Consider the following 21145-nt stretch of genomic DNA (forward strand, 5'->3'; position numbering starts at 1 on the left):
CAGCGCCGCTTTTTTAGCGTTTAATCGCGACGGCCACCATAAGCCCGCCGAACGCCAGACCGGCCGCAGCCAGCAGCAGCGCAGGATGCAGCGAGTGAAACAGCGTTACGCTCGCCGACGACACCAGCGGGCCGACCAGCTGTCCAGTCGCATAGCCTGAGGTCAGCACCGCCACGGTTCGCGCAATGGCGCCCTGCGAGATATTGCGCGCAAGGCGCATGGTGAGCTGCATTATCGAGAGAAAGCCCAGGCCGGTCAGCAAGGTGGCGATAAGCAGTCCTTTAACATCGTGAAATATCACCACGCTGGCGACGCCCATCGCCTGCACGATCATCGCAGCCGCCAGCGCATGCTGGGTATTGAGACGTGAAGCGAAGGCGATAACCAGTAAAACACCCGCTACCGCAGCGAGACCAAACAGCGGCCAGAAGAGCGCAGCCTGATTGCCGCTGGTAAAAAAGCTATGCGCCATCTGGGATAAAAAGGTCGCGGGCAAAATATAGCCAAAACCCGCCAGGCTATAGGCTGCCAGCAGATATTTCAGGTTGCGGCTGAACGGCTCCGCCTTAGTCGGCCGGGCTGAAGCGGGCAGGCTGCGCGGCAGGCGGCTAAAAATAAGCAGCGCGGCGGCGGCGGCCGTCACTCCGTAGACAAACCAGGCCTGTGAAGCGTGCAGGCCGCATGCGGCAATGCCCCATGCCAGCAGACCGGTTAACGTAATGCCGATGCCGGGGCCGGTAAAAACCGCAGCTGAAAGCCGGGGCGCCTGATGCGTCGCCAGCGTCAGCTGTGTCCATGAGGTCACGATAATCAGCGCCCATGCACCGCCCACGCCGGAAATAAAACGAAACAGAGACTGCAAAACAAAATTCCCGGTCGTGGCAGAGAGTAGCGTCACCACAACTGTTGCCGCCAGGCCGATCTTTAAATAAGCCGCATGATGTTTTTTTAAACGGCTGACGTGAAGTGCACCCAGTAAGTAGCCGATATAGTTCATCGCCGCCAGAATGCCTGCGCTGGAGAGCGTTAACGCCCCTTCTTTTATCATCAGGGGGATTTGCGGCGTTAAAGAGAAGCGGCCAATTCCCATCACCGCCACCAGCGTCAGAATGCCGGTCAACAGCGTGCCGATGGCGCCCGGCGGGCGATGGCTCAAATGTTCCTGCTCAGATAAAGGTTGAATCGACATATTTTGCTTTTTGCTCGCTAAGTCACTTAATCTTGCGGCCATAATAAAACCGCAGGGCTTAGCCAAAAATGGGGCGAATTATCCTATGACCAGAGGTCATACCCAGGAGTACAAATGACGCGCAATGAGAATGTGAAAAACTTTCTGGTTTATTATCGCGCGCGCGTTAATCCGGAAGATTATGGGTTCAGCAACCGTCATCGCCGCGTACCGGGCCTGCGCAGAGAAGAGGTCGCCCAGCTCGCCGCCGTCAGCGTCAGCTGGTACACCTGGCTGGAACAGGGCCGCGACATTCGCATCTCCTCTGCAGCGCTGCAGCGCATTGGCAAGGTGCTGCAGCTCTCCCCCACTGAGCAGGATTATCTCGACGCCCTGATTTTCGGTAAGAGGAACACGCCGGCGATCAATGCGGTTATCCCATGCGAGGTAACGGCCATGGTCGATGCCCTGTCGCCACATCCCGCGTTTATTCGCCGCGCCAATATGGACATTCTTTACTGGAATGAGGCGGCTCGCGCCCAGATATTCGACTGGTCAACCATTCCTGAAGAGGACCGCAATTCCCTGAAGCTGATTTTTATTAATGATGGGTATAAAAAGAAAATTCATGACTGGGACCAGGCGGCCAGACACAACATCGCCGCGTTCCGCGCCTATTACGCCGCCAGTAATCATAGCGAAGAGTTTGAAAAGGTGATCCGCGATCTTACTGCGCGCAGCGAGCTGTTCCGCACAATGTGGCACGTTCAGAACGTCAATAAAGTCGGCGCCGGAAATAAAGCGATCATCGATAACGACGGAAAGATAAATCATTACACCTATACCGCGCTGGAGGTAGAAAGCGCGCCGGGCATATTCCTCATTTTCTATCTTGCGCGTGACGCTTAACGTCACGCTTTTTCTGCAGAAAAAACAATTTTCCGCGCGCGTCCGAAGCGGTTCACTCCGCTGTCGGGCCGCCGCTTGAAACTGTGCGCAGCAACACACCGCCTTTTTTAAAATCATCCATAGTTAAAGGTTTAATTAAAAAGAAAGGCGTTATTAATAATAGTTCCAGCATCTGGTAAATAACCCGCCCTCTCATATACTCATATTAAGCCCTGAGGTGTAGCAATTAACCCTCTGGCAAAACAACCGGCCTTTGCATTATTCAGATCTGACGGGGAGCTTTCCGATGCGTAATAATAAGTTACCGCTGTTGATCGCCCTGTTTCTCTTATGCGGCTGCCAGGTAACGCCGCAGGAGACAAGAATGAAATCCGCTGATTTTAATCAGGTTAGCGATAAAAGCGCCGGACAGTTAAGTGAATGCATCTATCGCGGCTGGTCTTCCACCGACGTTGTGCAGAAAGATAATACCACGCACCTTGAACATGAAAACGAAAGGGTGTCGGTGTATACCTGGGAAGATTCGATGTTCGCAGATATCTATACGCGGCGGGGTGGATCGGAGGTGCGTTTTTATAAAACGTTTAGCATGGGGCCAGAAGTACTCGCTGACCGAAGCCGAATCGTAAAACGATGCGCCTGACAGGCGCGCCCACGCCCGGACGCGCTGCAGTTAACAGATGAGCATGCAGAGTATGAATAAGATGCGCGCTTATTCATACTCGTTATTTTGTCTCTCTCCTCGCATCAGCCAGACTGACGCAGCCCCTTTTAACGGCCCGCTAGCGGCGGCCTTTAATAACCGAGGCCTTCCAGCTGAAATCGCTGACTTCGCTCTCTTTCATCGCTTCCGGTTTTTTTCTGCGCGTCGGCGCCTTTTTAGCTTTATCCGCCCGGGCTTTCTCTTTAGTCAGCTTAACGCTCATGATCTGCTGCCTGGCTTCGGCGGTAAACTCTTTCTCTTTCTTTGCATCAGGCTCTTTGCCGGTGCGCTGGCGATACTTCTCTGTTAAACCTTTTAAAACGCCTTCAACCGCCAGCCGCTCATCCGCGTCGAACTGGTCGATGGAGATCATCTTTTTATCGTTCATAACGTACCGTCCTGAGTGAATTCGCAGCGATGAGTGTACTCTGAATAGCCTTTGATTGCTGCTGCTTCGGCTTTCTTGTAACCTTCGCGCTCTATATAAAGAGGAATTTTCATGACCGATCATCGCGCTAAAGACCCGCTGCACGGCGTCACGCTGGAGATGCAGGTAAATGCGTTAGTGACGCGCTTTGGCTGGCCGGAACTGAGCAAGCGGATCAATATCAACTGCTTTAAGAAGGATCCGAGCGTTAAATCCAGTCTGAAATTTTTACGCCGTACGCCCTGGGCGCGCGCCGAAGTTGAAGCGCTTTATCTGGAATCGCTGGATAAGCCCGCAGCCGAAAAAAACAGCGAACCTGCGTTTAATCCCTGGACTGCCGGACGGGATAAGTAAAAGCTGCCCGTCATCAATAAGCCAGACCGCGCCGGGTAAAGGCGTTGCTCTGTTTATCTTTCCCGTCTCGCCGTAAATATTTAGCGCGGCAGGTGGGAAGTTGCTAATTTGAAACGATGGATATCAATCTCTCCGGCTTTATCCCCGCGCTGTTGCCTGTCGCCCTCTCGCCTGGGGCGAGCTTTACGCTGGTGATGAATAGCGCGCTCGCCAGTGGACGTAAAGGGCTTTTCAGCACGCTGACCGGCACTGCGCTGGGCATCTACACCCATGCCCTGCTTATCGGGCTCGGTATTACCGCTGTGCTTGCATCGGTACCGGCGCTTTTTGGCGTTTTGCGCATTGCAGGCACGCTCTATCTTCTCTGGTTAGGCATACAACTCATTCGCAGCGGTATCAAAGCCAGGCAGGCGTCACCTGAGGGCGGCGTCGTTTCCGTTACGGTAAAAGAGGCGTGGCTGGCTAATATTCTCAACCCCAAAGCCGTTATGTTTTATCTGACGGTTGTTTCGCAGTTCGCCGGTCATCAGGGCGGCATCGCTGATTATCTGGCGCTGGCGTCCGTGCACGTCATGGTAATGAGTCTCTGGCTTATTGCCGTCAGCCATACTCTGATATTTTCAGCCAGGAACGCCGATCCTGTGCGCCTGAAAAAATATGTCAATATCGCTGGCGGCGTGCTGCTTATGGTGATTTCGGTGAAAAGCCTGTTTCACTAAATTCATTTTTATCAGCATCACGGGCCGTTATCCCGCCTTGCGCCTGTGAGGTTGAATAACAGGGGCCTGCGGCCCCTGCTCCCGGTTAGCGCGTCGGTGCCGGCGACGCGTTAATCTTCACGCGTAACAGGGCGTAGGGTTTCTGGCGCAGATCTTTACCGCCGTGGAAGCCAGGCTGACGGTTCAGCTGGTTTACGGTGAAGTAGAGATAGCCATCCGGCCCGACCGACAGCGTATCCGGCCAGAGGATTGCCGGGCCATGCGCAAGGGTGGTCCATTGACCGCCGACGGGCAGTTTGCGGATAGCATTGCGCTCATAGTCTCCCGCATAAAGCGTGCCGCTGGCATCGCTTTCCAGCCCGTCAGACGCGCCCTTTTCACCTAAATCTTTGACCGCTGCGGAGAGCTGCGCCTCTGTCACCTGCGGATCGCGCAGCAGTGCGGTTGATACCGCATAAAGATGACGACCGGAAAGTGGACTGAAGTAGAGCGTTTGACCGTCCGGGGAGAGAGCGATGCCGTCGGAAGCCACGCTAAACGGCGCGGTTGTGCCGTCCGCATGGCGCTGCAGCAGGGTCTCGCCCTCAACGACCGGCGAAAAGCCAGGCTCAGGCGAGGTTGAGCGATCGCCCTCCAGCCGACGCACCGCCTTGCCGCTCTCAAGATCGATGACAATAATCGCGCCGGTACCAGAGAGTGATGAGTCGGTAACGTAGGCCACGCCTGCTTTGCCGATGCGGAAGTCAAAGCGCATATCATTCACATAGGTCGCGGGCCTGATCACCTCTGCCGGAAAGATAACGGTTTTTTCAATCTGGTTAGTTTTCAGATTCACCGCCACCAGCTTCGCTCCACCTGCGACAGGCTGCGAGAAACCCGGCGCGGCCGTATCCAGTATCCACACCCTTCCCTGACCATCCGCCACGACGCTCTGCACGCTCAGCAGATGCGAACCAGGCTTGGCGTTATCTGCCCGGTTTACCGCCGCATTCGGGTAGGGAACCAGACGGTTATTCTTCACTTCCGCGACGGTAAAAGGGACGTTATCCCCCCAGCGCGGGAAGTTGACGAAGATACGGCCCTCTCGGGTAACGGTAACGCCGGTGGGCATGGCGCCGTTAAAGGTTGTCACCACCTCTGGCTTACCGATAGCGCGGTCCTGCGCCAGCTGGTCGAGCGCCAGCGGGCTGCTGCTGTGCGTCGCTGCGGCGACGCTTCCGATAGCCAAGGCGACAGAGAGCGCCACTGCGGTTTTCAATATATTTGTTGTATGCATTTTCCATCCCAGTAGTGAATTGCACCGGTCAGCGGGCTGCTGCGGTTTCGTTACCGGGAGATTACGGGAGCCTTATGCGCGGAAAAACGGGGAGGCGACATCAACACTTTCACTCGGCGAGTGAAAATCGCGGCGGACGACTATCGCTCAGGGCAGGATAAAAGGAAAAGAGAGAAAGCGGTTAAAAGAGGTTTTGGCTGGAAGGGCGAAGAGATAATTCAGTAATGAGAAGACGTTTAGTGAGGAGCTAACAGCGTCGCTACTTCGCGGGCAATCAGGGCGTGTAATGAGAAAAGGCCATTTAAATATGGCCTTTTTCACTCAGTGCCGTTGCTATTTAAATAATTCCGCCGTCATATGTACCTGATTCCCGGCGTAACTTTCGGTGATTTTATAGGTGGAATCTGCCTGTTTCGCCTGCCGGGCAATACGCGCTTCAGCCTCATCCAGCGTTGAACCCGTTGCGGTAATGGTTTGAGCAAAGCTGCCGAAGGATACAGATGACAGCATGGCGACGATCAGGGCGGATTTTACAGTGTTCATGGCTTCTTTTCCTTTATGAGGGTTTAAAATTTCTCGCTTCATTTATCAGGGCCGCCTTTCATCAGGCTGCCTTGCGTGAGAGAAAGAATAAGAGAGGAGGCGTTAGCGAAACAGCGGCGTTAAGCGCAAAGACTTTCACTTGAGGAGTGCAGATACGCTGTGGCGTAACAGCCCTGAAGAGTGGGAGAAAACCATCCCTGGTCATACGGAGGAGAGAGGAGAAAGCACGTGAAACTGGCGTGACGGAGAGTGAACGACAGAAAAAAGCGTTAGCTACGCAGCAGCGCCAGCACCATATCCGGCGTCTGATTGGCAATCTTCATCACCGCGTTTTGACCCTGTTGCAAAATTTGCGCCTGGGCCAGACGGCTCGCTTCCTGAGCGTAGTCCGCATCCTGAATGCGGCTGCGCGCCGACTGCGTGTCGATGCTCTGCTGCGCCAGAACCGTTTTATTCGATTCATAACGGTTGATCTTCGCACCGTACTGAGAGCGATAAGCGCTGACTTTATCCAGCGCCGCATCCAGCGCTTTCATCGTGACGGAGATATCGCCAGGGGTTAACAGCGTCGTATTCTTGAGGCCCAGCGTTTTCAAATCAGCCGGCGTTGGCTCAAGGGTGTCAGTCTGCATCTGCTGACCGAAATCGGCGCTGGTCACTACGTCGAACGGTCGGCTCTGCTTCGGCGGATCCGCTGGCGTGGTGGTCGGTTCCGGCAGCATGCCCCAGGTGAGCTGGCTGGTAAAGGAACCATTGCCGACCACCACTACAATCAGATCTTCGGTGACGTTATCCAGGCTAATCCGCTCCAGCGGATTGCTGAGGATAGCGCCGTTGTTATAGTCGCCGGTGGTTTTGTCTTCGTAACGATCCCCATCGCCGCTGTAGCTGATGTTCATGCCGTTATAGCTCATTGAGGCGCTGCCGTTCAGCGCCCAGCTCGCCCCGCCCTGAAGCAGCTGCGAATCGTCATAGGCAGCGCCGCTGGCGAAGCCGTTAGCGTTGGTCAACAGCGAAGCGGTCGCGGTAGCGTCATCGGTAATCCCCTTACTCACCCATGTGTAGTCGGGATCGCTGCCGTTGATCGGCGTACCCACCAGATGTTTGCCGTCGCGCGTGAACAGCTGCAGGTCATCATCCTGGCTCAGCGAGTCAATGCTGATGGTAATGTGGGTGGCACCCGCGGGGATATAGGCCAGCGGCACCACGCCAGAGGTGAACGAGTAACTTTGGCCCGCAACGGGAAACCTGTTTTTGATCGGCTGCACGTTGCCTAACAGTGCAGGAGGCAGATCGGGATCGTCGGTGGCCAGCGGATACTGACCAAAAATCTCCGTTTGCTCAGAAATATCCGTGATGCCTGCCAGAATCTGCTGATACTCGGTATTAACGCTGGCGCGGTCGGCATCGGAGAGCGTGCCGTTGGCAGCCTGGATCGCCAGGCTTTTCGCGCGAATAAGCATATCGCTGACAGTACCTAAACTGCCTTCTGCGGTTTGCGCATAGCTGATAGCGTCGTTCAGGCCGCGCGAAACCGCACTGTCCGCATTGACGTTGGCCGTCATGCGGTTAGCGGTCGCCTGTCCCGCTGCGTCATCTTTTGCGCTGTTGATACGTGAGCCTGATGAGAGCCTTTCAATAACCTCATCCAGTACTGACGCGCTTTTATTCATTGATTTACTTGCCAGCGCGGCATATTCGTTGTGGTTGATTGTTAACATTACCGATACATACCTCATGGAAACTGTATAATTTATCGGCCTGTCTGATGGCGGCTTTAACCGCGAACCCTGAAGAAACGCCGCGTGGCGGCCCGTTTGCGTTTAAGTCGCTGATCGAAAATTGATTTAAGTTGCAAAAAAATTACACTATTTTTGCGGCAGGAAGGGTTCTGAATGATTATTCGGTCGGGCGAGCGTTTTCTGGTTAAAGCAGAAGCGGAGAATGCCTTATCTCATTCTCCACCCGCCTGAACCTCTTACTTCGACAACTTTTGCCAGCCATTTTGTTGCCCGACAAAAGCGCTTATCTGATGCCTTTTATTTGCGCGCATCCAGCAGCTGCTGCGCATTCTCCGGCGTTACCACCGTCCAGGGAATGTAATAGTGCTTACTGGTGCCGCCGTTCCAGGCCAGTTCTTTCGCGTACTGTTTCCAGATATCGGACTCAGGCTTATAGCTGTCGCCTTTCGCCGCGCGCATGGCGACGTCGATAGCGCCCTGCATCTGCCCTTTCGCATCCTGAAGGATGGAAACCATTTCGCCAGCCTGCACCGCGTGGATGGCATCAGAGACGCCGTCAACGCCCGCGATGGCAAAATCTTTTACGTTCAGCCCGGCGCCTTTGATCGCTTCGATAGCGCCCAGCGCCATCTCATCGTTCTGCCCAATTACGCCATTAATTTTCCCGCGATGTTTCTGCAGCCAGTTTTCCATCAGCGGCTGCGCTTCGGCGCGCGACCAGTTGGCGGTCTTACGCTCCAGCACGGTCACCTGACCTGGGCCACATTCGGCAATGGCTTTGTCGTTGCCTTTACCACGCTGAATTTCACCGCTGCCGCCCTTCGGCCCTTCGATGATAACCACATTCACTTTTTTGGTTTTGCACTGGAGCTTATCCAGCACCGCTTTAGCTTCAAGATAGCCGCCCAGTTCGTCGTTCGAGACCACTTCCGACGTCATCTCTTCGGTATTGAGGCGGGCATTGGTCACGACTACCGGAATTTTCGCTTCGTTGGCATTGGTTACGATGTCGATATTGGCTTCAAAATCCATCGGGTTAACAATAATGGCGTCAGCGCGAGTCTGAATAGCGGTAGCGGCCTGGTCATTCTGTACCGAAGCGTCGTAACGGCCATCATAGAAGGTCAATACCGCATCGCCGCTTTTCACTGCCGGATGCTCTTTGCCGTAGCGTTCCATTAGCTGGACAAACTCAGCTTTGTTGCCGTACATCAGCACCGCGATTTTTACCGGCGCAGCCTGTGCCGCCGCCATCTGGCCCATCATCATTGCCGAGGCGAGCAATGCCATTTTGCTTATTTTCATTCTTATCTCCTGGTCGGGTTTTTATATAAGTAGGGTTAATCGCGCTGTTGTTTGCGCGAAGGGTCGAGTAATACAGCCACTACAATCAGGGCGCCCTTAATGATCTGCTGGTAATAGGACTGCACGCCCAGCAGATCGAGGCCGTTATTCATCACGCCGATTATCAACACGCCAAAGAAGGTGCCGAGCAGAGTGCCAACGCCGCCTGCCATACTGGTGCCGCCAATCACAACGGCGGCGATAGCGTCCAGTTCATAACCTGCGCCGGCATTGGTCTGGGCGGAGCCGGTACGGGCAGTCAGGATCAGGCCCGCAACGCCTGCCAGCCCGGCGCACAGGGTATAAACCAGCACCTTGATGCGCACCACGCTAATGCCGGAGGTACGGGCGCTTTTGGGGTTACCGCCCACCGCATAGATGTAGCGACCAAAAATGGTTTTGTTGAGCAGCAGCCAGGCGAGGCCAAACAGCACCATAAAAATGATCACCGGTACCGGAATGCCCGCAACGTAGCCATTTCCCAGCCAGCGGAAGTCGCGATTGAGCTGTGAAACCGGGTTGCCGTCGGTGGTCAGCATGGCCAGGCCACGCGCTGCCGAGAGCATGCCCATCGTGACGATAAAGGGTTGCAGGCGGTAACGGGCGAGCACCGTGCCGTTAATCAGGCCGCAGATAATGCCGATACCCAGCGCGATAATGAGCGGCATCATGACCGCATGCGCGGTGTCGCCAATCGCCATCCCGCTGTTATTCGTGGCGAAGCGTGCGGCGACAATACCGCTCAGCGCCAGTACCGATCCCACCGAGAGATCCACGCCAGCGGTAATAATGACGAAGGTCATGCCGATAGCGAGAATGCCGTTGATCGATACCTGCCGCAGTACAATCAGCATATTTTCATTGCTGAGGAAGTAGTTGCTGGTCCAGGCGCCCTTCGCTACCTGAACCTCGCCGATCGCCGCAACAATCAGGCAGAGCACAAAGAACGCGATAATGATGCCGTACTTGTGCATACGGCGCTTATTGCGCGTAAAAAACGAAACCCCGGGTGTCATTGAATGTGTACCGTTCATCTTGTTATCTCTTTGTTATACCGCCAGCTTCATCAGCTCGGCCTGGGTGGCCTGCGCCGCCGTTAATTCGCCAGCCACCTGCCCGTCGCGGAAGACCAGAATGCGATCGCTCATGCCGATGATTTCCGACAGTTCGGAGGAAACCATGATGATCCCTTTGTTTTTCAGGGCAAATTCCGACATAAAGCGGTAGATCTCTTTTTTGGCCCCGACGTCGATGCCGCGCGTAGGTTCATCCAGCAGCAAAACGTCTGGATCAAGCAGCGCCCAGCGTCCCAGCACCACCTTCTGCTGATTGCCGCCGCTGAGGTTGCCGACGATGTGATCGCCATCCGGCGTTTTGACGTTAAAGCGTTTGATCATCTCGCTGGCGCGATCCCGTTCCCGCTTTTCATTGATAAAGCCCGACCGGCTGATGGCGCTAAAGGAGGAAATATTGATGTTCTCGCTGACCGAACGGCACAGCACCAGTCCTGTCTGTTTGCGATCTTCGGTGACATAGGCGATGCCGCATTTAATCGCCTCTTTCGGTGAGTGGCGCCCAAGCAGGGTATCGCCCAGCTGTATAGTGCCGCTGTCGGCATGGTTGATGCCGAATACCAGATCGAGAAACTCACTGCGTCCCGAGCCAACCAGACCATAAATGCCGAGGATCTCGCCCCGCTTAAGATGCAGGCTGATATCCTTGATCTTGTTACGCCAGCGCAGGTTTTTAATCTCCATCATCACCTCTTCGCCCGGCTGATTAAACTTGGCAAATTCGCTGTCATATTCGCCGCCAATGATGTGTTCAATCAGCCGCTCGCGGGTGATATCAGCGATAAATCCTTCATGGATATAAGCGCCGTCACGAAAGATGGTGTAGCTGTCGGCGATCTGGAAAATTTCGGACAGCCGATGCGAGACGTAAATGATCCCTTTTCCCTTCTGCGCCAGCCGGGTGATCGTCTGGAAAATTTTCTTGGCATCCTCTTCCCCTATCGCGGAAGTGGGTTCGTCCATGATGATAATGTCGGCATCCGCATGCGAGAGCGCCTTTGCGATCTCCACCAGCTGCTGTTCGGCAACGCTCAGGTTGCGCATTTTTTCAGTGGCGGAGAGGTGAAAATCGAGCTCTTTCAGCAGGTCGCGCGTGCGCTGGTTCATGGTGGCGAAATCAACAAACCCCAGGCGACGCGGCTCCCGTCCCAGCCAGATATTTTCTGCCACAGTCAGATCGGGGATCGCGCTTAACTCCTGCTGCACGATCGCGATCCCGGCGGCCAGCGCATCCCTGGGATGATGAAACTCGCAGCGTTCGCCGTTGATGAAAATGCTGCCGCCGTCAGGTTGAATAAAGCCCATCAGGATGCTCAGGAAGGTCGATTTTCCGGCGCCGTTCCCGCCGCAAAGCGCATGGATAGAACCCCGCCGCAGGGCGAACTCAGCGTTTTTCAATGCCACGACCGGGCCAAACGCTTTTTTTACGCCAGTGACTTCCAGCAGGTAAGCGGGCTGTTGGGTTTGCGGGTCGCGTGTCACAGTGATGCCTCCGGGTAAGCCTGTTGCAGGCGTTGCAGGTAGCGTTGATAAAGCGCGTCATACTGCGGCTGACGTCTGGCATCAGGCGCGGCGCGGGTGGATTCATCAAGCGAAACAAAACGCTGGCACAGGTCGCTGAGCACGCCGTCGGCCTGCTGGTGGGGCTCCTCCGCCAGCGCGGTGGCCCACATGGCCTGAATCGCTCCGCCCAGCGCCGCCGTCTCTTTTACCTGCAGGCAAACCACCGGACAGTTCATCACGTCCGCCACAATCTGTCGCCAGCGCGGGCTGCGGGCCCCGCCGCCGGTGAGTCGGATTTCGCGCGGTGATATGCCCTGACGTTGAAAGAGTTCCATGCCGTAGCGCAGCCCGTAGGTGGCGCTTTCCACCACAGCCATGCAGAGATTGGCGCGAGTAAAGTTGTCGCTGTCGAGGTTGTGCAGGCTGGCGCGCGCGTAAGGCAGCTGCGGCACGCGCTCGCCGTTAAAGAAAGGCAGCATCTCTAATCCGCCAGCGCCCGGCTCAGCCTGGTCAAGCAGCCGATTAAATCCGTCGACATCTTCCTCCAGCAGCGCCTGCACCGCAGAGGTCGCCGACGTCACATTCATCGTACAAATCAGCGGCAGCCAGCCGTTGGTGCTGGAGCAGAAACCGGCAATCATTTCTGATTCGGAGACAACCGGCGCAGCGGACCAGGCGAACAGCGTGCCGGACGTGCCGAGACTCATGGTTAGGGTGCCGACCGCGATATTACCGGAGCCGATAGCGGCCATCATGTTGTCGCCGCCGCCGGTCGCGACGCGCGTGGCGGTAGAGAGCCCCAGCCTTTCCGCCGCTTCTGAACGCAGCGTGCCGATACAGCTTTCAGCGCTTTTGAGCGGCGGCAGCGCATTCCAGAGGCGTCCGCTGTCGTCGATCAGGTCGACGATACGTCGATCCCATTCGCGGGTGCGCACGTTCAGCAGGCCGGTGCCGGAAGCGTCGCCATACTCCATTACGCGCTCTCCGGTCAGCCAGAAGTTAAGGTAGTCATGCGGCAGCAGCACGGTATGCAGACGGGACCAGAGCTCTGGATGCTGCTGTTTAAACCAGATGATTTTCGAAGCGGTATAACCGGTCGCCACCATCAATCCTAACTGTGCCAGCGAACCGCTTACGCCGCCCAGCTGCGCCAGCAGCGCCTCGTTTTCATCAGCGGTCTCGGTGTCGCACCACAGCTTGACGTTGTGCAGCACCGTGCCCTGCTCGTCCAGCGGCACAAAGCCGTGTTGCTGACCCGATACGCCCAGCGCCTTGATCTGGCGCGCATCCACGCCCGCGTGGGAAACCGCCTGATGGAATGCGGCGACAAGCGCCTCGATCCACCAGCCAGCCTGCTGTTCACGGCGGCCGTTTGAGTCGCTGATAAGAGGGTGAGCAGCGCTGCCCTCACCGAGGATCGCGCCCTGCTCGCTGTCGACAATCACGACTTTGGTGCCCTGTGTTCCGCAGTCAATGCCAGCAAAGAGCGACATGGGTTACTCCATTTCCAGCATGATTTTGATATCAGAGGCGTTACCGGCCGCCGCGCGCTCAAAGGCGGCGACGCTTTCGCTAAATTTATAGGTCTGGCTAATCAGCGGCTGCACGCGCAGCTTGCCGCTGCTCAGCAGACGCAGGGTGCGCGGATACATATTGGCGTAGCGGAATATGGTCTTGAAGGTGATCTCTTTCGCCTGCGCGGCCACGATATCCATTGGTGCGGCATCGATCGGCATGCCAACCAGCACTGCGGTCGCGCCAGGCGCGGCATGTTCCGCCAGGGTCGCAATGGCGGGTTTAGCGCCGCTGCATTCAAACACCACATCAACGCCGTTGCCGCTGGTTAGCGCAGCTACTTTAGCGGCCAGGTCGCCGCTTTTGATATTGACGGCGTGCAGCCCATCATAGTTAGCGGCGACCGCCAGCTTTTCATCAAACAGATCGCAAATGATGACGTCTGAGCATCCACCTGCCAGCGCGGCCAGCGCCGTCACCACGCCGATAGGACCGGCGCCGATCACCAGCGCGATATCGCCAGGCTTGATGCCCGCTTTGGTAGCGGCGTGCATGCCAATTGCCAGCGGCTCTACCATCGCACCTTCCGCAAAGCTGACGTTGTCCGGCAACTTGAAGGTAAAAGCGCCAGGATGGATGACGGTTTCGCGCAGACAGCCGTGCACCGGCGGCGTCGCCCAGAAGCGAACGGCGGGATCAAGGTTGTATATCCCGGCGCGCGACTGGGCTGAATTAAGGTCAGGAATGCCCGGCTCCATGCAGACGCGATCGCCGGGTTTAACGTGTGTGACATTCTTGCCGGTAGCCAGCACGACGCCAGAGGCTTCATGACCCAGTACCATCGGTGCCTCAACGACAAAAGGACCGATACGGCCATGCTGATAGTAGTGAACGTCACTGCCGCAAATGCCTACGGAATGGATTTTGATTTCGACGTCGTTGTCGCCAAGCGTCTCATCAAACTCGCGATTTTCAATAGCTATTTTGCCCGCTTCTGCCAGTACTAACGCTTTCATCTCCGCTCCTTTTAAGATCATTTTAATGGTATCGATATCATTGCGATGCGGCGATACTGTCGAAAAAAATGCTATAAAACCGTGACGCCTGTTAAATATTCGTCAAATAAGTAAACAACCCAGCTACCACAGGATGAATATCATTGAAGGCGATCACAGATTATCGCTGCTCAGCCTGCAATAAATGATATCGATACCATTATGATGAAGTGAGGACGCCATGAAAGCGATGAATGAATATGTACAACAGACGTTTAATTTCCTGCGACAGGCTGAGATAACGCTGACGGATGAAGAGGTAAATCGCATTGAGGTCGCGACGTTTGGATTGCCGGACTACCCCGCTTCCGGCCTGCAGTTGCTGACCTATATAAACTCGCCGCGCTATTGCGCCAAAGAGCTGGTGCTGTTTCCCAGACAGACCTGCCCAGAACATCGGCACCCGCCGTTCGAGGGGACGCCAGGCAAGCAGGAAACGTTTCGCTGTCGCTGGGGCGAGGTCTATCTGTTTGTCGATGATGACAGCCTGACCCAAAACGATGCCGACGGGCAGCCGGTTTGTCAGGTGCCAGAAGGCAGCGAAGCCTGGTATACCTGTACCCGCTACGTTTTACTGCGGCCAGGAGAGCAGTACACTATTCCGCCGGATACCCGCCACTGGTTCCAGGCAGGCGATAAGGGCGCCGTTGTCTCGGAATTCTCATCCGAGAGCCGCGATGAACTGGATATTTTTACCGATCCCCGTGTTAACCGACTGGCATAAAAATCAGCGTTAGCTTCCCGCCACTGGATCTGTCATGATTTGTAAATGATACAAAATGATGTGTTTTAATAAAGGAGCCGCAATTGGCAGCAGGTCGGGGACGAAAGGCGACGCTGGCAAGCGTCGCCGCGCAAGCGAACGTCAGTAAAATTACCGCTTCCCGGGCTTTTTCGCAGCCTGAGAAAGTGCATCCGGAAACGCTACAACGCATTCGCGATACGGCTGAACAGCTTGGCTATGTGGTGAATGCCGCCGCACGCAACCTGCGAGCGAAAGCGAGTAAAACAATCGGCATCGTCAATCCTGATATGGCTAACCCCTTTTTTGGCGGGCTGACGCGGCTGATGACGCTGGAAGCGCAAAAAATGGGTTACGACACGCTGGTGTTTGACTCGTATGAATCGCAAGAAGCGGAAGACCGCATTATCGATAAGCTGATTGGTTATAACGTTGATGCCATCATCCTTTCGGTGATTTCCAATGACGTTAACTATCATCCTGCCTATATGAAGCGGCTGGAGATACTCAATATTCCAGTGGTGCTGGTCGATCGCGAACTGCAGGCTTCGCATTGCAGCGGCGTCTATATCGATAATCTGGACTGTGGTTTGCAGACCGGACGCTGGCTGCTGGAGCACCAGGCAAAGCGGGTCGTCGTGGTTTCCGGGCCAGAAAATTCAAACGTGGCGCGCGAAAGGGTGACCGGTTTACAGGCGGCTTTGCTGGGCAAGGTGGAATCGTTTGAAGTTCTGCATGCCGATTTTTTTATGGATGCTGCCTGGCGTGAAACCAGCCGCTGGCTTAGCAGCCACGCGGCCCCGGATTATTTTGTCGGCTGTAATAACCAGATTTCGCTGGGTATCGTTAAAGCCTGTATCGAACATAAGCTCAGGCTTATGGAGCAGGTCAATCTCTTCAGTATTGATGAGGTCTCCCACGCTGAGATTTACGGTTTCCATTTCCCCTGCTTTACCCATGATTTGCAGGAGATAGCCTGGCAGGCGCTCAATCTGGCTATCCGGCGCGTTTCGGACAGTGACAGCAAACCCGGGAAAGTTATCGTGCGCGGCACGATAGCCTCATAGGCAGAGGTTTTGTTTAGACGCCCCCTTTTCTGTTATCAGACAGCCGGGGGCAAAGCATCTGCCTGCCCTTTAACATCCTGTTTTTATAACCCGACGTCCTGTGCTGCTGTTCTGTTTCCCTGCCCGCCGCTAATTTTCAGTAGGCATATGACTGTCTGTAGAAATAACGACTTACCGCTCGCCCTCTGACATTGCATAAAAAATTATCTGGCAACGGGAATAAGCTGCTCGCTGGTTCGTTTTATCTGCTCTTAGCACACAGATGAGCCCCTAACATGTCGCACTCCTTACCCTCACTCAGGCATAAACTGGCACGCCTTTTACTGGTTGCTGCCGTTCCGCTGGCACTGATACTTCTGTTTTTATGGGTCGGTGGCTGGCTGGCCCCGCAGCGCCTCTCCGCTGATAAACTTATTAACGTTCTTGAGCAGTCGGGCGGAAAACACCCGGGCTACCGCCGCAATCATGCCAAAGGCGTATGCGTGGTGGGCAATTTTATTTCCAGCGGTAACGCCAGTGGCCTCTCACGCGCGGCGCTCTTTGCGCAGGGGATCAATACGCCGGTGACGGGGCGGTTCGCGATTGCCGGCGGTAACCCGGACGCAGCCGATTATGCCGTTCCTGTCCGCAGTATGGCGCTACTGTTTCAGCTGGCAGATGGAGAGCAATGGCGCACCGGGATGAATGCTATTCCGTTTTTCCCGGTGTCAACGGCGCAGGGATTTTATGACCAGCAGATAGCTTCGCGACCCGACCCGGCGACAGGAAAACCGAGCCCGACAGCTATGCAAGACCTCCTTCATAAGCATCCGGAAATCGCCCCGTTTCTGAGCTGGGCAAAACAGTACGTCCCCTCATCCAGCTGGGGCAGCGATCGGTTTAATAGCCTTAACGCCTTCTTCTTTGTCGATAAAGGAAATAATAAACATCTGGTTCGGTGGAGTATGGTGCCGCACACGCCGCGTCAGCCAATAACGGCTGCGGAGAGGAAGGATAAAAACTTTCTGCAGGCAGATCTGCAACAGCGCCTGGAGAGTGCGCCGCTGGAATGGGATTTAATTATCACTTTAGCCAGCGCAGGCGATCCTGAGGACGATGCATCCAAAGCCTGGCCCGCTGACCGGCAGACAATCAATGCCGGAACGCTCCGCATAGAGCGTGCGGTGCCGCAGCAGCAGGGAGCATGTAATGATATCAATTACGACCCTCTGATCCTGCCAGATGGCATAACCGGCTCCAGCGATCCGCTCCTCAATGGGCGTTCGGCTGCTTATGCCAAATCTTACAATCTTCGCACCCGCGAGCAGTCTGAACAGTCAGGACACGCATTATGAAACAGGTTACGCATTTTCACCCCGCGCTGCGCGTGGTGCACTGGTTAATGGCGATCGCGATTCTGACCATGTTGTTTATTGGCGTCGCTATGGTATCTACTGTTTCTTCGCTGCACGCGCTGATGGTCTCTCTTCATAAACCGCTGGGTCTGATGATATTGCTGCTGGTGTTAGTGCGCTTATGGTTGCGTTTCTTTACCGCAACGCCAGTCTTGCCCCGCTCGATTCCAGTCTGGCAGCGCGCGCTGGCTCATCTTTCACACTGGGCATTATATGCGATGATGCTGGCTCAGCCTCTGATTGGCTGGGCGATGCTCTCTGCAGCTGGCTACCCGATAACAATTGGAAGCGGCATAGTATTACCTCCCATACTGCCCATCAATAACGATGCCTATGCTCTGTTACGTTCACTGCATACGCTCGTGGCCTTGTTGCTGTTTGTGACCATAGTGGGACATCTGGCGGCGGCATTACTGCACGCGCTGATATTACGTGACGGTGTGTTTGAGAGTATGACCGGGCATCGCAAACGATGAGGGGCGGCTATGTCATATCTGACTGATGATGAAATTCGGGAATTGATGCCGCATTTGCAGCGCTTTGCACTGTGGCTCACCCGCAATCCGCACAGTGCCGATGACCTGGTGCAGAGCTGCCTGATTAAAGCCTTAACCCACAGGCCGCAAAACATCCCTGCGCAAAGCATGCGTACCTGGTTGTTTTCCATTCTCTATCGGCAATTTATCGACGGGGAGCGGCGGCAAAAACGTTACCGGGCTATTCTGGCTTTTTTTACGGGCGAAGCGTCTCCGGGCCCCTCTGTTGAAGCGATGGCGATTGCTGACGATACGCTGGCGCTGTTCGCTACGCTGCCGACCGACTATCGCGCGGTGATGTTACTGGTGAGCGTGGAAGGGCTCAGCTACAAAGAGGCCGCTATGACACTCAATATCCCGCTGGGAACAGTCATGTCCCGTCTTTCACGGGGGCGTAAAATGTTATATGAGCAATCAGAAGGTAAGGTGAGTCCGATGTCATTGAGGAGGCTAAAATGATACCCGATGAACAGCATCTGCACGCCTGGATGGATGGCGAGCTGGATGAGGCGACTGCGCAGCAGGTAGAGCATTATCTGGCGAAAAATCCCCAGGTTGCTGCGCAAATGCGGGAACTGCGTGATGATACGCAGCGTTTACGCCAGGCAATGAACCGGCAGCCCCTGAACATGAATAGTATTGACCCTCACTATTTTCGCCGCCGTGTGCGACAGCAGCGGCAAAGAAAAGTGGCGCTGGCCTGCCTGTTTATTCTGTCACTCAGCGTCGGCGGATTTACCGGCTGGCAGCTTAAAGATGCACAACTGTCAGCGCCTCTGCCAATGGAAGACGCCGTTCAGGCTTATAAGCTGTTTGGCGATGAGACAGAGCTCCCGCTTGACGTTAACGCCAGTCAGCACTCAGAGCTGGCAAGCTGGGTCACTCGCTATTTTATTCGCGGTGCCCTGCCGCCCAATCTTGAACACTATGGCTTCAAGCCGCTCGGCGCCCGGCTGATGGCAACCGCTCAGGGTCCCGCAGCTTTAGTGATGTATCAGGATCCGCGCGGCATCCGGGTTGCATGGTATATCCGGCCGCTCAGCCAGGTTCAAATATCGCAGGGAGAACGCCAGGCAGAAGATGTCATGGCACAGTACTGGAGCGATGCGCACTATAACTATGCCCTGGTGACACCGCTAAAGGCACCTGAAGCGAACAATGTTCGCAAAGCGGTTTTTCCAAAACTGAGTTAGCTTCCAGGCGGAACAGATTGTCACAGTGAAAGGAAAGGCAGTGCCGCGTAGCGCTGTGAGCGGGTAACAAGATACTCTTCCTGATATGAAGCCAAAGATGAGCAATAACGTAAAACGTGTACTGATAATGGGAAACAGCGGTTCAGGTAAAAGCTGGCTGGCAGCACGCTTATCTGCGCTGACAAACCTGCCTGTTACAGATTTAGACACCCTCAACTGGGAGTCAGAAGGTTATGGCAAAGCCCGGAAAAAAGCCGATGTGCTCAATGATGTTCAGGCGATAGCGAACCAGGATCGCTGGATCATCGAGGGCATATATGGCTGGATTGCTGCCACCGTCGCTTTATATGCCACGCAGGTTATATGGCTGACGCCTGCTTCAGCCGAGTGTGTTGAAAACATCAAAGCAAGGGGGATAAGAAATAACGGTTCGCCTGAAGAATTTGCCGCGTTGCTGGAATGGGCGTCTTCCTATGAAACACGCAACGGGTCAAGCAGCTATGAGGGCCATCTTAAGGTTTTTTCGAAAGTCTCTCCTGACAGCCAGATTAAACTGACCAGCCGTGAAGATATGCACCGGTTTCTTATTCAATGATGATTTCATCAGTTCAGTAATACCCGCTTTTTGCTTACAGCGGACCTTACGCCTGCGTCAGGCTGCTTTGTGCCAGAAGCCGTAAATATTATCCCGCCGCGTTAAATCTGCGGCCTGGTGAATGCTTGCCGCAATATTTAACAGGCGCGCTTATTGTGAAGGTTTGCTACGCTACTTTGCACAGTTTTAAACTACCTGATAACTGCTATCAAAAAGGAGAATGATGAGCGATCAAGCCTTCAAAGCCGTTATTTCACTTTATGAGAAACATGCTTCTGCCTTTGCAAAAATGCGTCCTGCCAGTCTGGCAGAAAAGGCATGGCTGGACAGGTTCTTAAGCTCTCTTCCTCCGGGAGGACATATTCTGGATCTGGGGTGTGGTAATGGCTCCCCGATTGCGGTAATGGTCCCAACTTATTGATAGTGTTTTATGTTCAGATAATGCCCGATGACTTTGTCATGCAGCTCCACCGATTTTGAGAACGACAGCGACTTCCGTCCCAGCCTTGCCAGNGCGGTAATGGTCCCAACTTATTGATAGTGTTTTATGTTCAGATAATGCCCGATGACTTTGTCATGCAGCTCCACCGATTTTGAGAACGACAGCGACTTCCGTCCCAGCCGTGCCAGGTGCTGCCTCAGATTCAGGTTATGCCGCTCAATTCGCTGCGTATATCGCTTGCTGATTACGTGCAGCTTTCCCTTCAGGCGGGATTCATACAGCGGCCAGNTGCTGCCTCAGATTCAGGTTATGCCGCTCAATTCGCTGCGTATATCGCTTGCTGATTACGTGCAGCTTTCCCTTCAGGCGGGATTCATACAGCGGCCAGCCATCCGTCATCCATATCACCACGTCAAAGGGTGACAGCAGGCTCATAAGACGCCCCAGCGTCGCCATAGTGCGTTCACCGAATACGTGCGCAACAACCGTCTTCCGGAGCCTGTCATACGCGTAAAACAGCCAGCGCTGGCGCGATTTAGCCCCGACGTAGCCCCACTGTTCGTCCATTTCCGCGCAGACGATGACGTCACTGCCCGGCTGTATGCGCGAGGTTACCGACTGCGGCCTGAGTTTTTTAAGTGACGTAAAATCGTGTTGAGGCCAACGCCCATAATGCGGGCGGTTGCCCGGCATCCAACGCCATTCATGGCCATATCAATGATTTTCTGGTGCGTACCGGGTTGAGAGGCGGTGTATGTGAACTGTAACTGCCATGTTTTACGGCAGTGAGAGCAGAGATAGCGCTGATGTCCGGCAGTACTTTTACCGTTACGCACCACCCCGTC

General features: G+C 54.9%; 23 protein-coding genes and 2 pseudogenes. 12 read left to right on the forward strand and 13 right to left on the reverse strand.

The features are described 5' to 3' along the window. Positions 1-13: 13 nt before the first annotated feature. Positions 14-1189 (reverse strand): YbfB/YjiJ family MFS transporter, encoded by a 1176-nt coding sequence (locus D7S44_RS16015; protein WP_120456531.1) that lies wholly within the window; start codon positions 1187-1189, stop codon positions 14-16. Positions 1190-1303: 114 nt separating this feature from the next. Between D7S44_RS16015 and D7S44_RS16020 the strand changes: the two genes are divergently transcribed. Beyond that, entirely contained in the window at positions 1304-2077 is a 774-nt protein-coding gene (locus tag D7S44_RS16020; protein WP_120456533.1) for a helix-turn-helix transcriptional regulator, read from the forward strand. Between the two features lie 286 nt (positions 2078-2363). Then, the gene (locus D7S44_RS16025; protein WP_120456534.1) at positions 2364-2720 is read left to right on the forward strand and encodes a hypothetical protein; all 357 of its coding nucleotides are present in this window, start codon (positions 2364-2366) and stop codon (positions 2718-2720) included. Between the two features lie 139 nt (positions 2721-2859). Here the strand turns inward: D7S44_RS16025 and D7S44_RS16030 are convergent, their stop codons facing one another. After that, on the reverse strand, positions 2860-3168 hold the full coding sequence (locus tag D7S44_RS16030) for a hypothetical protein (RefSeq protein ID WP_120456536.1): 309 nt from the start codon (positions 3166-3168) through the stop codon (positions 2860-2862). Between the two features lie 111 nt (positions 3169-3279). On the opposite strand from D7S44_RS16030, the gene D7S44_RS16035 reads away from it, so the two are divergent. Together D7S44_RS16035 and D7S44_RS16040 are read left to right on the forward strand one after the other, a co-directional pair. Beyond that, positions 3280-3561 (forward strand): VF530 family protein, encoded by a 282-nt coding sequence (locus D7S44_RS16035; RefSeq protein WP_120456538.1) that lies wholly within the window; start codon positions 3280-3282, stop codon positions 3559-3561. Positions 3562-3677: 116 nt separating this feature from the next. After that, positions 3678-4280 carry a LysE family translocator gene (locus D7S44_RS16040; RefSeq protein ID WP_120456539.1) on the forward strand — a complete coding sequence of 201 codons (603 nt, stop codon included), beginning with the start codon at positions 3678-3680 and terminating at the stop codon, positions 4278-4280. 85 nt (positions 4281-4365) lie between these two features. Here the strand turns inward: D7S44_RS16040 and D7S44_RS16045 are convergent, their stop codons facing one another. The 8 genes from D7S44_RS16045 to D7S44_RS16080 form a co-directional block, all read right to left on the reverse strand. Further along, the gene (locus tag D7S44_RS16045; protein WP_120456541.1) at positions 4366-5556 is read right to left on the reverse strand and encodes an L-dopachrome tautomerase-related protein; all 1191 of its coding nucleotides are present in this window, start codon (positions 5554-5556) and stop codon (positions 4366-4368) included. Positions 5557-5889: 333 nt separating this feature from the next. Beyond that, positions 5890-6099, reverse strand: coding sequence for a YdgH/BhsA/McbA-like domain containing protein (locus tag D7S44_RS16050; protein WP_120456543.1), 210 nt, complete (start codon positions 6097-6099; stop codon positions 5890-5892). Positions 6100-6368: 269 nt separating this feature from the next. Further along, positions 6369-7820 (reverse strand): flagellin N-terminal helical domain-containing protein, encoded by a 1452-nt coding sequence (locus D7S44_RS16055; RefSeq protein ID WP_120456545.1) that lies wholly within the window; start codon positions 7818-7820, stop codon positions 6369-6371. Positions 7821-8138: 318 nt separating this feature from the next. Further along, positions 8139-9146 (reverse strand): substrate-binding domain-containing protein, encoded by a 1008-nt coding sequence (locus tag D7S44_RS16060; protein ID WP_120456547.1) that lies wholly within the window; start codon positions 9144-9146, stop codon positions 8139-8141. Positions 9147-9181: 35 nt separating this feature from the next. Next, positions 9182-10201 carry an ABC transporter permease gene (locus tag D7S44_RS16065; protein ID WP_371315560.1) on the reverse strand — a complete coding sequence of 340 codons (1020 nt, stop codon included), beginning with the start codon at positions 10199-10201 and terminating at the stop codon, positions 9182-9184. 33 nt (positions 10202-10234) lie between these two features. After that, positions 10235-11740: a sugar ABC transporter ATP-binding protein gene (locus D7S44_RS16070; RefSeq protein ID WP_120456550.1), complete on the reverse strand. Its 1506-nt coding sequence runs from the start codon at positions 11738-11740 to the stop codon at positions 10235-10237. Further along, on the reverse strand, positions 11737-13254 hold the full coding sequence (gene xylB, locus D7S44_RS16075; protein ID WP_120456552.1) for a xylulokinase: 1518 nt from the start codon (positions 13252-13254) through the stop codon (positions 11737-11739). Before xylB ends, D7S44_RS16070 begins: the two co-directional genes overlap by 4 nt. Before the next feature lie 3 nt (positions 13255-13257). Next, a complete protein-coding gene (locus D7S44_RS16080; protein WP_120456554.1) occupies positions 13258-14292 on the reverse strand; it encodes an NAD(P)-dependent alcohol dehydrogenase in 1035 nt (344 codons plus the stop codon). Between the two features lie 220 nt (positions 14293-14512). On the opposite strand from D7S44_RS16080, the gene D7S44_RS16085 reads away from it, so the two are divergent. The 8 genes from D7S44_RS16085 to D7S44_RS23350 all read left to right on the forward strand — a co-directional run bounded on the left by D7S44_RS16085 (position 14513) and on the right by D7S44_RS23350 (position 20279). After that, on the forward strand, positions 14513-15055 hold the full coding sequence (locus D7S44_RS16085; RefSeq protein ID WP_371315504.1) for a D-lyxose/D-mannose family sugar isomerase: 543 nt from the start codon (positions 14513-14515) through the stop codon (positions 15053-15055). An 83-nt stretch (positions 15056-15138) separates the two neighbouring features. Beyond that, the gene (locus tag D7S44_RS16090; RefSeq protein WP_120456556.1) at positions 15139-16140 is read left to right on the forward strand and encodes a LacI family DNA-binding transcriptional regulator; all 1002 of its coding nucleotides are present in this window, start codon (positions 15139-15141) and stop codon (positions 16138-16140) included. A gap of 275 nt (positions 16141-16415) precedes the next feature. Then, the gene (locus tag D7S44_RS16095) at positions 16416-17474 is read left to right on the forward strand and encodes a catalase family peroxidase (RefSeq protein WP_120456558.1); all 1059 of its coding nucleotides are present in this window, start codon (positions 16416-16418) and stop codon (positions 17472-17474) included. Then, positions 17471-18010, forward strand: a complete 540-nt coding sequence (locus tag D7S44_RS16100; RefSeq protein ID WP_120456560.1) for a cytochrome b — start codon at positions 17471-17473, stop codon at positions 18008-18010. The genes D7S44_RS16095 and D7S44_RS16100 overlap by 4 nt, the downstream gene beginning before the upstream one ends. A 9-nt stretch (positions 18011-18019) precedes the next feature. Then, the gene (locus tag D7S44_RS16105) at positions 18020-18529 is read left to right on the forward strand and encodes an RNA polymerase sigma factor (protein ID WP_120456561.1); all 510 of its coding nucleotides are present in this window, start codon (positions 18020-18022) and stop codon (positions 18527-18529) included. Continuing rightward, positions 18526-19263, forward strand: coding sequence for an anti-sigma factor family protein (locus D7S44_RS16110; protein ID WP_120456563.1), 738 nt, complete (start codon positions 18526-18528; stop codon positions 19261-19263). The genes D7S44_RS16105 and D7S44_RS16110 overlap by 4 nt, the downstream gene beginning before the upstream one ends. Positions 19264-19360: 97 nt before the next feature. Further along, positions 19361-19858 (forward strand): P-loop NTPase family protein, encoded by a 498-nt coding sequence (locus D7S44_RS16115; RefSeq protein ID WP_120456564.1) that lies wholly within the window; start codon positions 19361-19363, stop codon positions 19856-19858. 223 nt (positions 19859-20081) lie between these two features. Further along, positions 20082-20279, forward strand: coding sequence for a class I SAM-dependent methyltransferase (locus D7S44_RS23350; RefSeq protein WP_147402115.1), 198 nt, complete (start codon positions 20082-20084; stop codon positions 20277-20279). Here the strand turns inward: D7S44_RS23350 and D7S44_RS24120 are convergent. The 3 genes and pseudogenes from D7S44_RS24120 to D7S44_RS24015 form a co-directional block, all read right to left on the reverse strand. Then, positions 20273-20329 (reverse strand): IS1 family transposase, encoded by a 57-nt coding sequence (locus D7S44_RS24120; RefSeq protein ID WP_003032489.1) that lies wholly within the window; start codon positions 20327-20329, stop codon positions 20273-20275. The two genes, D7S44_RS23350 and D7S44_RS24120, sit on opposite strands and share 7 nt — an antisense overlap. A gap of 60 nt (positions 20330-20389) precedes the next feature. Then, a pseudogene (locus D7S44_RS24010) lies at positions 20390-20587 on the reverse strand (IS1 family transposase); the annotation flags it as partial. After that, positions 20583-21145, reverse strand: a pseudogene (locus D7S44_RS24015) (IS1-like element IS1B family transposase); the annotation flags it as partial. The pseudogenes D7S44_RS24010 and D7S44_RS24015, both read right to left, overlap by 5 nt.

The organism is Pantoea piersonii, assembly GCF_003612015.1.
In the GTDB taxonomy this organism is placed as follows: domain Bacteria; phylum Pseudomonadota; class Gammaproteobacteria; order Enterobacterales; family Enterobacteriaceae; genus Pantoea; species Pantoea piersonii.